The sequence below is a fragment of the Brevibacillus sp. GCM10020057 genome, from assembly GCF_042683565.1.
GTDB lineage: Bacteria > Bacillota > Bacilli > Brevibacillales > Brevibacillaceae > Brevibacillus.
In genome coordinates, this window is sequence record NZ_JBHUJW010000043.1 from 622751 (window position 1) to 638486 (window position 15736).

Below are 15736 nucleotides of genomic sequence, written 5' to 3' on the forward strand. Positions count from 1 at the left end.
GAGGTGGAAGCCATGATCATTCGCGCCAGTCAGGTGGACCGGTATTTGTTTGACACGTACCTTGCATCGTCCCGCACGGCCCAGGAATGGGTCAGGGAAGCGCAGGCGCGGGCTTCCTGGTTTGATCTGGAGCTGTTTGCCGATTTTTTCCTCGTCTTTTATTTGGAAAAGCCCGAGGTCGATTTGACGCAGGAGTCGACTCCCTTTCATCAATGGATGATTCGGACATTGATGAAGCAGCACTTCACCCGGATGATTCACCCGCGGACGGTAGGGCAGGAGAGTGCCGCGTTCAAGACGGCGATTAAAGCGCTGCTCTGGCTGACGGAGACATTCGCAGCGGAAGTCAAGCAGCGGGAAAAGGAGCAAAAGCTCACCCCTTTGGTGGCAGGGCTTACGGAGCAGCAAGGCGAGGAAGGCAGCCAGGAAGCGCGGCTGTCCGAGCTGTTGACGGAAAAGCAGATCGCCAGGCTGCAACTGGTCGGCTATACGCTCCAGCAGGGCAAACGGATGGTCGAGGACAAGCAGGAGGCGCTGGATACGAAGCCGCTCGTCCGCGCGGAGATTCGCACCTTGAAGGAGCGGATTTCCGGGCTGCGGGAAGAGATGGCAATCCAGTTTACGAAGCGTGCCAAGCTGCTGCAAAAGGTGAAAAAGCTGGAGGAAGAGCTCGGACAGCGGGAGAAGCAGCTGGAGCGCCTGCATCGGCAGGAAAAGGAAGCGATCGCGGCTTTCGAGAGCGAGCTGGGGCAATGGCTGGAATCGTCCCTCAAGCAATCCCTTTCCACGGAAGACCTCGATACGCTGTTCGTGGAGGAGCTGTTTGCGGCGAGCCAGCGCTTTGCCAACCGCAGCTGGGGACATGATCTGGGCAGGTTGCGCCGGCAAAGCTTTGAGCAGTATCTCAAATGGGTGGAAAAGCTGAAACGACATCCAGACCTGCTCGCCTTTCTCGAAGAGGTCGGCCGCAATGTCCAGCATTTTCGCGTCAGGCGCAAGGAAATGCGGACGAAGCAGCTGCCGGAAGAATATTACGACTTGCGGCAATCCGGCGATATTGCCCACATGCTGCCAGGGGAAGCAGTCCTTTTGGCCGACCCGGATTACGAGACTTATTTCATGCTCAAGTGGGTCGAGCAGAAGCTCATGACCTACGACACATCCGGCTGGGTGGAGGAACCGCCAAAAGGGCCAGTCATCTGCATGCTCGATACGTCGCATTCGATGCGCGGCGCAAAGCTGCGGCTGGCGCAAGTGTTCGTCATGACGTTTGCTGCGCTCGCCATGCTGGAGAAGCGCAATTTTGTCCTGCTGCTCTTCGGGGCAAAGGGAGAGCTGCGGGAACAGCAGCTGTATCACAAACAGCCAGATTGGGCCGCCTTTTACAGTCTGGCGCAAATGGCGTTTGGCGGGGGCACGCACTTCGACTCCCCGATGAAGCGGGGGATCGAGCTGGTGCAGGCGGACAAGTCGCTGCGGGGCGCAGATTTCGTCATGGTCACGGACGGTGTGGGAGGAATTTCCAGGTACGTCCAGGAACAGCTGGCGGAGTTGGGGAAACGCATGCAGGTTCGCCTGCACACGCTCATCGTCGGTTCCGCGCGCCAGCATCTGGTGCAGACGTATGACATCCTGGGGGTGTCCCACCGCGTCCGTTTCGCGGCATCGTGGGAAGATCAGGAGCAAAGGGACGGCTTGCTGCTCGACGTCTTTGAGGCATGACGCACAAAAAAGACCAAAACCTCCCGTGTTTGTACAGGATGTTTTGGTCTTTGTTTGTATTCGCGCGCAAGCTGCCTCAGCCTACCCGTGCAGCCAGGCTGCGCCCAAATTCCAGCTCCTCGAATTTGCTGCGGACCTTGTCCGGGTCGTACTCCCAGACGGCCTCGTCCAACGAAAACTCGATAGGAACGTCGCGGATGATGGTCGCCAGCTTTTGACTCAAATAGACCTGCTCGCGATGGTCTTCGAGCTTGCTGCGCATTTTTGCCGTGCAGATGTGCAGGTTGCTGTAGAGACGATCCAGATTGCCGTGTTCGGTAATGAGTTTCGTCGCCGTTTTTTCGCCGATTCCCGGACAGCCCGGAATGCAGTCGGAGGCGTCGCCCATCAGCGCCTTTACATCGACTACCTGCTCGGGCGAAATGCCGCGGAGACTCAGCAGGCTGGCAGGGTTGTAATGCTCATGTTTCCCGCCGTTTTTCAAGATTTTCACGCTCACCAGTTCCGAGACGAGCTGGAGGCTGTCGTAATCGCCGGTCGCAATGACCACCTGATGGCCCTCGGAGGATAAGCGCGTACTCAGCGTCCCCAATATATCGTCGCCTTCATAGCCCGGGCATCCGAGATTCGGCACGGAAAAGGCTTCCGTCACTTCCTTGACCAGATCAAACTGCGGAATCAGTTCCTCGGGCGGTGCTTGACGGTTGGACTTGTAGCCGTCGTACCACTGGCTGCGGATGAGAGATTCACGGGAGGCCACGTCCCAGCCGACGGCCAGATGGGTGGGCTGGATCAGGTCGGCGTAATCCAGCATCATTTTCGTAAAGCCGTGGACGGCATTGGTGTACACGCCCGCTGAAGTCTGGCGATAGCCGCCCCCCCAGGCAGATGCGTAAAAGGCGCGAAATAAAAAGCTCATTCCATCGATGAGCAGAACTTTACCCGTTTGACTCACGTTGGCAGCTCCTCTCAAATGTAAGAGATAAGCATCATTATAGCACATAGGCGAGGCAGGACCTTGACAGATTTTACATTCCGAATGGGTGTATGGATGACCGCCATGGTGGGATGATAGTATCACAAGAGGCGAACAAACACCTCTTCCTTCAAAATCATCTTCCGGTCTCGACCGGCGAGAAGCAGCGTCGCTGACGGTTCAACCCCGTCCCGGAAGACAAAAACGCGTTAGGAGGAATCAATCATGGCGAACAACAACGGCAGCAGCAACAACCTGGTAGTTCCTCAAGCGAACCAAGCACTGGATCAACTGAAGTATGAGATCGCAGCCGAATTCGGTGTGAATCTCGGACCAGACACAACTTCCCGTCAAAACGGTTCTGTTGGCGGAGAGATCACCAAGCGTCTGGTAAGCTACGCTGAATCGCAATTGGCTGGTCGCTAAGTCGCGTGCCTCAACACAAGTAAATAGCTGGATGCAGAAAGGTCCCTCTCTGGGGCCTTTCTCTGTTTTGGGCAGGATTGGATTTGCGCATACGCCCTTTCTTTGCGAACTGGTGAAAACACACAAGCATATTCGCGGACTAGTCATATGGTGTAACGAACAAATATCTACGTACGTTTGTACACGGAGGGGAGGATGTCCGCGGATGAAAAGAAAAGAAGTCAAACGTCTCTTGAAGGAGCATCCTGAATTTGAATCGTGGCTGATGGAAGACGAGGCCCGCGTGCGCGCCGTTCGCACCAATCCAGGAACAGCAGAGGAATTGTTCAAGCAATGGAGCGACCGCAAAAAAGGGAGGCTCGATTTCCATACAATCTCCCAGAAGACCAAACGTGCCAGCGAGATGCTCAATAGCGTCCAGTCCATTATGGATATGATGGCCGACTACACCAAAAAATTGTAACAAATTGGAGAAGGCTTGCTTTCCAGCCTTCTTTTTCTTTTTCCTTTCGCCCTGTCTTTTGCTATACTGGAAATTGGGAGGGAACGGCTATGTTGCAATCTATGGTCGGATTTGTGCTGATGGCTGCCCTGACGCTTGTGTCCGGGACAAGCACGTATGCCAAGGAAATCATGGAAGACGTTCATGCGTACTACCAGCAGCAACAGCCGCCGCTCAGCGTGATGCCAGGCAACACGTATCCGGGCGACGTTATTTTTGTGCGCAGCAATCGGGCCATGTCCGTGACGTTGTTCGCGCAGACGTATCGACTCCAGCCGTCCCGGGGGGAGTACATCCGGATGATTCCCATCCCGTTCAATGCCAAACCGGGAACATACAAAGTCATGTCATCCGATAAACAGTTTGCAGCGTCTCTGACCATCTCTCCGAAAAAATTCGCGGTGGACGTGTTGAACGTAAGCAACGATCTGAACGAGATGCGCCAGGACACGAAGCGGATCAATGCAGACCAGAAAAAAATCAATGCGGCGCGCTCCCGTTCGGCCAGCGTGCCCTATTTTACCGGCGCCTTTATACAGCCTGCGGCAGGGACCTTGACGACGCCGTACGGGTATCAGCGCGTGGTCAATGGCGTTCCGGCGAACCGGCATGCCGCTATCGACATCGCCAACAAGACTGGCACTTCCATTTACGCCAGCAACAACGGCAAGGTCGTCCTCGCCGATTCCCTGTATTTGACAGGCAATACCATTATTATCGATCACGGAATGAACATTTTTTCGATCTATGCGCATCTGTCCAAGCTCGAGGTAGTGACCGGGCAGGAAGTGGCGCAAGGACAGCAAATTGGACGTATGGGCACCACCGGCTTTTCCACCGGTCCCCATCTGCACTACGGAATGTTGATCGGGAACACCTATGTGAACCCGCAGCCTTTCTTTGAGGCGTCTCCGTTCCAATGGAAGTAAAATGAGGTGTAAACCATGAGAATTTCACATGTGCCAAGCAAAGTATTAAATAATATGGTTCATTTTCTGGCACCTTATGAACAGGCTGTAGATGAATTGAAGCTGAAGCTGAAAGGTATCAAATACGGCTTTCAAAAAAGCGGCCGCTATTCGCCGATTGAATTTGTGGTCGGGCGGGTAAAAAAAGTGGATAGCCTGATCAAAAAGGCAAAGGGAAGAGGCATCGACTTTCAACACGCGAATTGGCAGGAGCAGGTCGCGCGGGAGATTTACGATATTGCCGGCTTGCGGGTCGTCTGCCGTTACGTGGATGACGTCCGCGAAGTACAGCAGCTTTTGCAGGAGCGGGAAGATATCGTCATTCACGACATCAAGGACTATATCGCATCCCCGAAAGACTCCGGCTACCGCAGCATTCACATGATCGTGTCCTACACGGTCTACCACGGCAGCGAAAAAATTACGCTCTTCTGTGAAATCCAGATTCGTACGTTGGGCATGAACTTCTGGGCAACCAACGAGCACGAGCTGCGCTACAAATACGCGGGCAACATTCCTGTGGACGTCCTGGAGCAACTGCGGGAAGCATCCGTGATTACCCACCAGCTGGACATTTTGATGAACAACCTGCGGCAGGAAATACTGACTCCGCCAGAAGTCGATCCTACGCTGGAAGACAAACTGGAGGAAATTTTCTCGCTGTACGTCAAGCAGGACCTGGAAGCAGCTTCCGCCTTGTATCGGAAGCACGTCAGCGGCTTTGAAGAAGCGTTTGCGGACAATCCCAAGTTCAAGATGATTTACGACCTGTTAGGCAAACGACTTGGATAAGGAAGGATAAAAGCAGGCCCCCGGCTGTAAAACGAACGACAGAGAGAGGAAAGGATATAGACGAACATGCGTATTCTTCTTGCGTGCCTCCTCGCTTTGGCCACTGCGCTTTTCGGCCCAGGCACACCTATGGCTTCGGCTGAGGACGCAGTGAAACTTTCACCCGATGCCCTGAGCGGAGAGTCAGCGATCCTGATCGACGCGACAACAGGACAAGTCCTGTTTGAAAAGAATCCTCATGAAAGGCTGTATCCAGCCAGTATTACGAAGATTGCCACCGGTATTTACGCTATCGAAAAGGGAAATCCTGACGATATCGTGACCGTATCCAAAAAAGCGAGATACGAAGAAGGTACCCGCGTGTACCTGGGAGAAGGCGAGCAGGTTCCGTTGCGCAAACTGGAATACGGACTCTTGATGCATTCAGGAAATGACGCTGCTACGGCGATTGCCGAGCATATGAGTCAGACGACAGAGCGGTTCGCAGAAGAACTGAATGCCTATTTGCGGGAAAAGGTAGGCGTCACAGAGACGCATTTCGCCAATGCCCATGGTTTGCACGATCCGAACCATTACACGACGGCCTCCGATATGGCCAAAATCGCCCGTTACGCCATGCGCAATCCTACCTTCAGGGAGATCGTCGGAACCAACCGATTGCCTTGGAACGGCCGGGAATGGAAGTCGGAGTTGATCAACCACAACAAACTGCTGCGCGAATACGAAGGGGCGACCGGCATCAAGAACGGCTTTACGGATCAGGCGATGCACACGCTGGTCGGTTCCGCCAAACGCGGGAACACGGAGTTCATCGCCGTCACCATGAAGGCAGGCTCGAGCGCGTACGCCTACCATGACGTAACCAGGATGCTCGATTACGGCTTTGCGAATTTCGAGACGAAGCAAGTGGCCGCAAGCGGCAAAGCCTATACGCGCAGTGCCGAGCCAGGCAACGCCAATGTGATTACGTATACGGCCATGGACGACCTGTACGCGACTGTGCCCAAAGGGACCGAACCGCAGGTAGAACTGACGCAAAGCGGGCAGTTGCACGTGCAGGCGGGAAACCTGGAAATCGCGTACCCGCTGCTGCGTCACGATCCGCCTCCAGCCCCAGAGAAACCGCAGATGATACAGGCGGCCGAATCGCATAGCGAGCATCCGGACGTGCAGTACGCCTTGATGTTTGTCTGGTTAGGCTTGAACCTGTTTATGATCTACTTTATGGTGAGACGCGCTCGCCGAATGAGAAATGTGAGAAACCGCAATTTGCAGCGCCGTGCATACTGACGGATACGGACGCGCAGCAAAACCGCAACCTTCATACAGCAGCGCAGGATGTGAGAAGTTCTTCTTGCATCCTGCGCTTTTTTGTGATTCAAGAGCCGTGTCCACGCCGAGCAATGGTGCGTATGGTATGAGTAGAAAACATTTTCCGACGAGGGGGAATGGAGATGGACAACTTAGTAGGTGACTGCCCTGAAGTGTCCGTCGTCATTCCGGTGAGCGGCGATACCTGGACACTGCGGCAAATGCTCGCAAACATCCGGCAGCTGTCTGCGGCCGTCGAAGCTGTTCTCGTCTGTCCGACAGGGGTGCGCATGGCGGTGCAGCCAGAGGTTGAAGCGTGGGTGCGCCTCCTGGAAACGGCACCCTTTCGCTCCTACGATGAGGCCAGGGCGGTTGGTGCGCGCCATGCACGCGGAAAAATCCTGCTGTTCACAGATGAAACCGTGCTGCTCTCTACTCAATGGATGCAAAAGTACCTCGCAGCCCTGCAAGACGGTGCCGCTCTTGCCGTAACGGTCCTTCCAACGTCTGAAGCAGCCCAGAAAAAGCTACAGGGGCGTCAGAGCGCGTACCGTTTGCTGAATCATCTGCTCGGGCACGCCGAGTTGGGAGAAGGAACGATGTCGCGGGTTCCTTACGCTTGCACGCGCAGCGCTTTGTCTGTCCTGGGGTGGGAGACGCTAATGACACCACCGCTCGCTTTTGCCAAGGCGGCATGGAAAAAGCTCCCGATTGCTGGTGTGACCGCGCAGCCAGCCATACAACGGAACTTGCGCGCGCGCTCGTCTTTGGTCAAGCGCACACGCCACATATTGCGCGAGCATGCGCAGGCGATGCAATGGCTGATCCAAGCGATCGGAGAAAGAGGCGGACTATCGGATGGCGAACGTCACCGCGCTCTGCTGCTCGTGCCAGGCCATCTTCATTTGCGCTCCGTGTATTACCAACAGCCAAGAGAAGATACAGGGGGGAAGAGGGGTGGCAAACGAAAAAAGAAACAGACCGGGTACGGCAAGAAAAGATAAAGGAATCACGCTAGGCGATCAGATTGAAAACCAGGAACGGCTCAGTGTCATCATCTCTGTCCAGCAGGATGAAAACACGATCAGACGACTGCTGCGGCAAGTAGAGAAGCTGATGCCAAAGGAAATCATACTCATCATCCATGGAAGCCGGGATCGAAGTATCGACCGGGTGCTGGAGATGTCCCATCCCTTGCACGTTTGCTTCATCTATCCGTTCCCCCTGGGCGAGGAGCTGTGGCGTGCGATCGGCGCGAAGGAAGCGACCGGAGACATATGGCTGTTCCTGAGCGGGGACACGATCATCCAGGCGGAAGATTTGGCGCCATTCATCCGTGCCTGTTATCGCGGGGCCGATATTGCCATGCGCAAGGCTTCTGTTCCGGCTTCCGGGACGGGTACAGTCGGGCTGGCCAAGATGTACGTAAACAGCTTGCTCGAACAGGAACGGCTCGGGATGTCCTCCATGAGCGAGCTGCCGCTGGCCATGACGGTACAGGCGGCGACGAGCATCGGCGTCGATCTGCTGTTTTTGCCCCCGCTCGTGCAAATGATGGCGATGCAGCGCGGGCTGAATATCGAGGCTGTGCCGATGCGGCCAAAGGCGATTCTGGCAAAAAAACGGTTGTCTGCCCAGGCGATCCGCGCAAAAGAAATGACCTGCCTTGGCGACCATCTGGAGGCGATCGCCTATTGGAACGAACAGCGTGATCTGACATAATGATGCACGGGCATACTTTCGGTGCAGGAGGAGACGTACACGCAGGCCGGAATCAGTTTCCTCCCGGTTTGTTTCCCGGCCCATTGCCGCTATGCAAGTTTTATTTTGCAATGTTCGTGTTTTATAGTACCATATCAGGGTGGACCATTATTGAAAGCAAAGGAGCAATTGTACGATGAGCATTCACATTGGAGCGAAGCCAGGGGCCATCGCTGAAACCATCCTGCTGCCAGGCGATCCGTTGCGGGCAAAATACATAGCAGAGACTTTTCTGGAAGGTGCGGAGTGCTACAACAACGTCCGCGGCATGCTTGGCTTTACGGGTACATATAAAGGAAAACGGGTTTCGGTACAAGGCACGGGCATGGGCGTGCCGTCCATTTCTATCTACGTCAACGAGCTGATGCAATCGTACGACGTCCAAAACCTGATCCGGGTAGGAACGTGCGGTGCGATCCAGGAAGATATCAAAGTGCGCGACGTCATCATCGCCATGAGCGCCTCCTCGGATTCGCAAACCAACCGCTTGCTGTTCAACCAGATCGATTTTGCTCCCACAGCGAGCTTTGACTTGCTCCACAAAGCGTATCAGGCAGCTGTAGAGCGCAACCTGTCCGTCAAGGTCGGGAACATTTTCACGAGCGACAGCTTTTATCGCGAGAGCATGGATCTGTACAAGAAGCTGGCTGCCTATCAAGTGCTGGCCGTGGAGATGGAATCGTCGGCTCTCTATACGCTGGCGGCAAAATACAAACGCAACGCGCTGTCCATTCTTACCGTGAGCGATCATATCCTGACAGGGGAAGAGACGTCCGCTGACGAACGGCAGACGACATTCAACGAAATGATCGAAGTCGCGCTGGATGCGGCGCTGCTGAAATAAGCGCGGGCCATTTACAGGCGTCCCTCCCAGGATCGGAGCGGACAGAAAGAGCTGATATTTGCAACCAGGAGGCATCGCCCCTCGTCTTGCGAGTATTGGCTTTTTTCGCGTTTGGAGGGGCTCGCTCTCCGCAAACAGCGGCGAGAAAGCAGGGTTTTGCGCCGCGCTGGCCAATTAGTTCGGTATCCCATATGGATGAGGAGGAGCGATGCGCATGGATCGAACCTACATGCTCTCCCTGGATCAAGGCACGACCAGTTCCCGCGCCATCCTGTTCGACAAATCCGGAGCGATCATCGGGGTCGCCCAAAAGGAGTTTACCCAGCTCTATCCGAAGCCGGGCTGGGTCGAACAGAATGCCGAGGAAATCTGGGAGACGCAGCTGCACGTACTGAAAGCTGTCTTGCTGGAAAACCATGTCAAGCCGGAGCAGGTCGCGGGGATCGGCATCACGAATCAGCGGGAAACGACCGTCGTCTGGGATAAACAGACGGGCAAGCCGGTGTACAACGCGATCGTGTGGCAGAGCCGGCAGACGATCGACATCTGCAATCGATTGAAGGAGCAAGGCTACGACCCCATGGTGCGTCAGAAGACGGGGCTGTTGATTGACGCCTATTTCTCCGGCACCAAGATCGCGTGGATTCTCGATCACGTACAGGGGGCGCGGGAGAAAGCGGAGAGTGGGGAACTTTTGTTCGGGACGGTCGATTCGTGGCTGATCTGGAAGCTGACCAATGGCAAAGTACACGTCACCGACTACTCGAACGCCTCCCGGACGCTTCTGTACAACATTCACATGCTCGAGTGGGACCCGGATCTGCTGCGGATGCTCAAGATCCCGGCGCACATGCTGCCGGAAGTCAGGCCGTCCAGTGAGTTGTACGGCTATACGGATGAGCGAATTTTCAGCTGCCCGATCCCGATCGCAGGCATTGCGGGAGATCAGCAGGCAGCGCTATTCGGTCAGGCCTGCTTTGCAGAAGGGGCCGCGAAAAATACGTATGGCACGGGCTGCTTCATGCTCATGAATACGGGCGAGAAGGCGGTTGCGTCCCGGAACGGACTGCTGACGACGATCGCCTGGGGAGTCGACGGAAAAATCGAGTACGCCTTGGAGGGCAGCATCTTTGTCGCAGGAGCGGCGATCCAGTGGCTCCGTGACGGGCTGAAGCTGATCACGCAAGCGGAGGATTCGGAAAAGCACGCGCTGGCCGTAGACAGCACGGAGGGCGTCTACCTGGTTCCAGCCTTTGTCGGCTTGGGAGCGCCCTATTGGGATATGGAAGCGCGCGGCGCCATTTTCGGACTGACGCGCGGGACCACGGAGAATCATCTCATCCGCGCTGCCCTGGAATCGCTGGCATATCAGACGCGGGACGTGCTGGAAGCGATGGAAGCCGACTCCGGCATCAAGCTGCAGAAGCTGGCCGTGGACGGTGGGGCCGTTGCCAACAACTTTCTGATGCAGTTCCAGGCAGACATACTGGGGACGACTGTGGAGCGGCCGCGTGTCAACGAGACGACGGCACTGGGCGCAGCCTATTTGGCGGGTCTTGCCGTCGGTTATTGGCGCAGCAAGGAAGAGATCGTCCAGAACAAGGTCGTGGAGCGGTCGTTTGACCCGGAAATGCCGGCTGCACGTCGCGACCAGCTCTACGCAGGATGGAAGCGGGCTGTCACTGCTACGATGAAGTACAAGTGAGACACGAAGCCTGACTGTTCGGATAGTGGTCGAGTGGATGTTGGACACAGGGTGGCAGGAGAAGGGCAAGGATGGGTTTGACTTGCGCAAATAGAAAGCCTGTAAGGTGGGCTAGGAACAGATGAGGGAGAGGGAGAAGGGAACAACCTGTTTCACGGCAAAGCAGAGTGCCGCCCGTTGGCGTTGGCACTCTTTTTGTTTCATCGTTTCTTGTTGCGCTCGAGGTAGTGGGCCAGATTGTTTAATGTATCCTGATAGGAGCGTTTCTTTTGGGGAGTCGTCGTATTTTTCGTTTTAGGATTGGTCTTGCTCATGGGGGACCTCCTATGGTTTTTAGTTATATTTATCCTGATTATAGTATAATAGAAAGTCCAAAAAATGTAAACGCATTCTTTGAAAATATATGTGAATTTTTTTGATTTCATTTAATTTTTTTGATTGATGAAGATTGGTACTGGGCGCCGGCTGTCAGTTAACATTCGGCCTCATTGGGGGTGTATTTTGGTGAGTGTATTTTAGTGAGTATCGGCGTTTGCAGTTATCAAGACGAATAACAGTTCGGCGTGCCGTGCCAGACAGATCAGCTTGGTCATTACGGATGGACATTGAATCTTACAATGCGTAACGTAACGGCAGCCACTGGAAATCTTCCAGAAACAAATGTTTTACTGAAAGTCTTTGCTGAATAAACAGGAAACATTTCTGACATCTAACGGACATGATGTTGAATGGCCATCATGTTTATCTTCGCCTGAAATGATTGTGAAAGATCGCGCCGGAAAAACCTAGTAGGAGGTGTCCCCTGGTTGTGATGCGCTCTTTTTGTTTGAGTCCGATAATATATATTATGTAAACTTATAAAAAGAAAAGGATTCGCCGGGATGTGCGTGACAAGCAAGCAGCTGTTGACGTAACATTACTGCATTCATTTCTATGAGCATTATTGTCATGAACATGACTCCATGTATACGAACTGGTTATGTGTTGTGTAATGATGTCTATAGCTGCAATGATGAGAAATGAGCTCGAGTTCGTTATCCATAGCTAATAGTTATTGGGGGCGTCGCTTATTTTTTGAACGGGTCTGGTAACTTTTCAGTGGAGATTTTTTACCTATGCAGAAAATCGTATCGCTCAGACAGCCCCGATCAAGAGTCATAAGGCCATAAAACGAAATGTTTTTTTTGATTTCAGTTCATGAAATGACAATTTTATGAACTGAAATTCATCGTAATTAAATTAATTAAATGTAATTAAATTCGCTAATAAATTTGATTTATTTTTGTTGGAAAAAATTGGTGAAAATACATTCCAATCTCTGTTGGCCTCTCTTTTCATCTGTCCCCCTTTCCCCGCATACTCAATTTTGAACTAGTTTTTCAGTTATGTTCCTCCGCCCTTTGTTCCATTCCGGGTTTAAGTCTTTATCCATACGCCGCTTTTGAAGTAACCATAAAATTTTATTGTTACCTTTAGCTCCCCCCATTATTTATTGGTCTCTCTCGCTTTGGCTTACTTCCTGCGCATTGATTTAAAAATACGTTTCTACCTGCTGAGGTGTCTGAGTGATTGCTGCACGTTCAAGAGGAATCTCCACACGATACTCGTGCTGATCTTTATAGGTTAACGTAAACTCATGAGTTCCCATCGTTGCTAAGGTTTCTTTCTCTCTCATCTCCATCATTGGATCAAAGTAATCCACTTCTACGCTGAACTTTTTATTACCCGCTTTCTGCAAAAACGTGAGCAGGGCAGTGATTTTTTCGGCGTGCTCCCGCTTGTTTTGCTCCGTCACTGATGCAAACACAATTGCGTAGACATGTAGTTTGACTTCGTCAGGGTAAGCTGCTCGGATCTGGCTGTAATCTGGCACGACTTGATTTAGCTCATGCTCTTTCGCATGGAAAATAACCGTCGCCTGTACAAAATGTTCTTCCGGATAGAGCCTGGCTATCTGCGCCCTCACTTCATGCTGCGCCTGATAATTCCAGCGTGCTTGTGGATTTTTCACAACCCAGCCGCCCAAGATCACACCAATTCCTTGGACTGCGTACAATAAGCCAACACCGTTTTTCCCTCCCCCAAAAACGTCCATCCCGAAAAACGTGAGCAATACCTGATAAGCTCCACCTACGACTCCCCAAGAAGAACCTGCTGCAATTAGAGCCAGAATGATGGGACTTTTCCAAACAAAAACAAACCCTTGCTTCATGTCCTGAAAGAAAGTAAGCTTTCTCTTATTAGCACCCGCTGCAGGAATATCGGTGAACCAGATAAAAAATAAAGCTACGACAAAAGTAGCACTGTCCATTATGAAGATTGCGCTCACACTGAAATATTCACTGACGATCCCCCCAAGTGATGCCCCTAGTACCGACATCACTCCCCAGGTTGTACTGGAAAGCGTGTTGGCAATTGTAAGCTTACTACCCTCCACTACTTGAGGGATCACCGATTGCCTAGCCGGTGAATAGAAGACAGATGAGATACTCGTAAGCGTGTTCACGATAAACACAATCCAGATGTGGTCCTGAGCTAGAATGAGAAACGGGATCAAGATCGCGTTTCTCAAATTAGATGCTATCATGATCTTCTTACGGTTGGCTCGATCAATAATGACACCAGGAAATGGACTGATCAGAAGGGAAGGTAACGCTTTTGTAATCAATGTAAAGCTAACCATCAGACCTGATTGTGTAACATTGTACACCACGATCATGAGGGCAATCGAAGTAAACCAATCCCCTAACGTGCTTATTGCATGGGCATAATAAAGGTTTCGGAAGGCTCGATTATTTCTCGGTAAGACAGAATAAAATTGTTGATTATTGGAAGTCAAGCTTTTCGCTCCAATGCATAAAATTTCACATATTCTTTTGGCCTATTCCAGTACCTGCAATTTGACGGGCGGCATCATCCCCGTATTTTTTGGCAGCTTCTGTTGCAAATTGATTTTTTACTTGCTTACATATCGGTAAACGGCCCGTCTTCCTAAATCACTTGTCGTGAAAGGATATTCATTCATGGAGATCCCTGGAAGTCTACAAGCTTCGAGCTCGAAACCCCCATATTCCCCCTTTTGAATCAACTGACAGGTATCTCTTGATGAAATAAATCAATTTATTGGGGGAAATTCCTGTTTCGGTAGCAATCTGGCTTAAGGGAGTATCCGTATTCATATTCATATTTGATCTCCACGAAAGTTTGTGTGCCGTCTTTCCAATTGATCTACATGTCAAAGATGCTATTTACTTCTTGCGTTCCATAGAATCCCTCAATCTTCAACGGCTGCTCGCAGAAACTAATCACGTTTGGATCAAGTTCGGTGAGAAGCCAGTGCTCATACTCTAAATCACTAAACAATTGGAGATTCCGTTTTGTTTTTGGACTGTAGACATACCAGAAGTTATTCCCGTATGTACCCGTTTCGCTTTGTTAATAGAGGAATATAATTCATCTTGTATGCCTCCTCGTACTTATTGAAAGCAGAAATGATTAGAAATTTCTAACGATTTAACGGAATTCCTCTTCATGATCCATGGCAAGATAAAAATCTTCTCCCTCCGATTACCAAGTTAAAAAACGTCAATACCCCAAGTTGTTGTCAATAAAAAATGACAATAACTTGGGGTACGGTAGTAGCTAAATCCCTTTTTCATCGGAACATATGCTACAATTTTATCACCTAAGTTGTTGTCACTAGACAACTGCATTCATTTCTAGGAGCATTATTGCCATGAACATGACTCCATGTATACGAACTGGTTATGTGCTGTGTAATGATGTCTATAGCTGCAATATTGAGCTCGAGCTCGAGTTCGTTATCCATAGTTTATTGGGGGTGTCACTTATTTTTTGCACGGGTCTGGTAACTTTTCAGTGGAGATTTTTTACCTATGCAGAAAATCGTATCGCTCAGATAATCCCGATCAAGGGTCATAAGGCCATAATACGAATTGTTCTTTGCTTTAATTTCCGTTCATGTAATGTCATTTCATGAACGGAAATTAAATAGATGTCGCAATCGAACCAGGATCAGGAGCCGAAGAACTCAGCTCCTGATTTCGACTTAATAAGGTGCCTCAAAGGACGAAAAAATTGATTTGTTTGATAATAGGACTACTCAACTCGTTGTTTCCACTTCCGTCTTCGCTATGCCGGAAGCCACTGCATTTGCTCGAGTGAGTTCCATAAAAGCGTTTGTGAAGTTTTCGCGTGTGTCATCACCATAAGCTTGCAAGTCTCCTCGAAAAAACTGTTCCATTGTTTTGACTTTTGCCTCTTCCGCATTACATTGGAAAACTCGCATAACATGAGAAAGGTAAGCCAGAAAATATTGCTTACTCAGTACACTTCCCCTATTCACTTTCACGACTCCCGCACCTCCTTCAAGCAATTTTTCCATGGCTATCACATCAACGCGGATGTACGCGTCATCCTTCTCCTCTGACTCCAGGGTTGCAATACGGTCACCAATCCCTTGATTGTGGATCGCCAAGATTGGAAGAAAGATTTGCTTCACTTGCTTTGCGAACGAAAAGGTTCATGGCCCGCTTCCCCTTTGTACGATTTATTTACAACACGAATCGCTCTTTTGCTCTGCTTCTTTTATTACCGGCTCTTCATCGCTGCAGCAAGAATCTTTTGTTTCCTTGATTTCTTCGATTTTCACATTGCAGCAAGAACCCTCTTTTTTCCCAAGCAAACCTTTCAAGAATCCCATATGATA

The 15736-nt window shown here is 51.4% G+C and carries 14 protein-coding genes; 10 read left to right on the plus strand and 4 right to left on the minus strand.

What is annotated here, in order from left to right; all coding sequences use genetic code 11:
- Positions 1–12 precede the first annotated feature (12 nt).
- Entirely contained in the window at positions 13–1722 is a 1710-nt protein-coding gene (locus ACFSO0_RS16735; RefSeq protein ID WP_376882058.1) for a hypothetical protein, read from the plus strand.
- A gap of 76 nt (positions 1723–1798) precedes the next feature.
- Here ACFSO0_RS16735 and ACFSO0_RS16740 read toward each other — a convergent pair whose 3' ends face one another.
- Positions 1799–2677, minus strand: coding sequence for a 5'-3' exonuclease (locus tag ACFSO0_RS16740; protein WP_376882059.1), 879 nt, complete (start codon positions 2675–2677; stop codon positions 1799–1801).
- A gap of 246 nt (positions 2678–2923) precedes the next feature.
- Here ACFSO0_RS16740 and ACFSO0_RS16745 point away from each other — a divergent pair, with 246 nt between their 5' ends.
- The 9 genes from ACFSO0_RS16745 to glpK all read left to right on the plus strand — a co-directional run bounded on the left by ACFSO0_RS16745 (position 2924) and on the right by glpK (position 11007).
- On the plus strand, positions 2924–3124 hold the full coding sequence (locus ACFSO0_RS16745; protein ID WP_376882061.1) for an alpha/beta-type small acid-soluble spore protein: 201 nt from the start codon (positions 2924–2926) through the stop codon (positions 3122–3124).
- A 205-nt stretch (positions 3125–3329) separates the two neighbouring features.
- Positions 3330–3587 carry a hypothetical protein gene (locus ACFSO0_RS16750; RefSeq protein WP_376882063.1) on the plus strand — a complete coding sequence of 86 codons (258 nt, stop codon included), beginning with the start codon at positions 3330–3332 and terminating at the stop codon, positions 3585–3587.
- An 89-nt stretch (positions 3588–3676) separates the two neighbouring features.
- Positions 3677–4555 (plus strand): M23 family metallopeptidase, encoded by an 879-nt coding sequence (locus ACFSO0_RS16755; RefSeq protein WP_376882064.1) that lies wholly within the window; start codon positions 3677–3679, stop codon positions 4553–4555.
- 15 nt (positions 4556–4570) lie between these two features.
- Positions 4571–5386 (plus strand): GTP pyrophosphokinase, encoded by an 816-nt coding sequence (locus tag ACFSO0_RS16760; protein WP_376882066.1) that lies wholly within the window; start codon positions 4571–4573, stop codon positions 5384–5386.
- Between the two features lie 66 nt (positions 5387–5452).
- Entirely contained in the window at positions 5453–6676 is a 1224-nt protein-coding gene (locus ACFSO0_RS16765; protein WP_376882067.1) for a D-alanyl-D-alanine carboxypeptidase family protein, read from the plus strand.
- A gap of 164 nt (positions 6677–6840) precedes the next feature.
- Positions 6841–7701 carry a glycosyltransferase family 2 protein gene (locus ACFSO0_RS16770; RefSeq protein WP_376882068.1) on the plus strand — a complete coding sequence of 287 codons (861 nt, stop codon included), beginning with the start codon at positions 6841–6843 and terminating at the stop codon, positions 7699–7701.
- Positions 7655–8419 (plus strand): glycosyltransferase, encoded by a 765-nt coding sequence (locus tag ACFSO0_RS16775; protein ID WP_376882069.1) that lies wholly within the window; start codon positions 7655–7657, stop codon positions 8417–8419. The genes ACFSO0_RS16770 and ACFSO0_RS16775 overlap by 47 nt, the downstream gene beginning before the upstream one ends.
- Before the next feature lie 175 nt (positions 8420–8594).
- A complete protein-coding gene (deoD, locus tag ACFSO0_RS16780; RefSeq protein WP_376882071.1) occupies positions 8595–9302 on the plus strand; it encodes a purine-nucleoside phosphorylase in 708 nt (235 codons plus the stop codon).
- Positions 9303–9516: 214 nt separating this feature from the next.
- A complete protein-coding gene (gene glpK / locus ACFSO0_RS16785; RefSeq protein WP_376882072.1) occupies positions 9517–11007 on the plus strand; it encodes a glycerol kinase GlpK in 1491 nt (496 codons plus the stop codon).
- A gap of 1531 nt (positions 11008–12538) precedes the next feature.
- Here the strand turns inward: glpK and ACFSO0_RS16790 are convergent.
- The 3 genes from ACFSO0_RS16790 to ACFSO0_RS16800 form a co-directional block, all read right to left on the minus strand.
- Positions 12539–13846 carry an MFS transporter gene (locus ACFSO0_RS16790; protein ID WP_376882074.1) on the minus strand — a complete coding sequence of 436 codons (1308 nt, stop codon included), beginning with the start codon at positions 13844–13846 and terminating at the stop codon, positions 12539–12541.
- A 1284-nt stretch (positions 13847–15130) separates the two neighbouring features.
- Entirely contained in the window at positions 15131–15379 is a 249-nt protein-coding gene (locus tag ACFSO0_RS16795) for a hypothetical protein (protein ID WP_376882076.1), read from the minus strand.
- Between the two features lie 198 nt (positions 15380–15577).
- Positions 15578–15730, minus strand: coding sequence for a hypothetical protein (locus tag ACFSO0_RS16800; protein WP_376882077.1), 153 nt, complete (start codon positions 15728–15730; stop codon positions 15578–15580).
- Between the last annotated feature and the right edge of the window lie 6 nt (positions 15731–15736).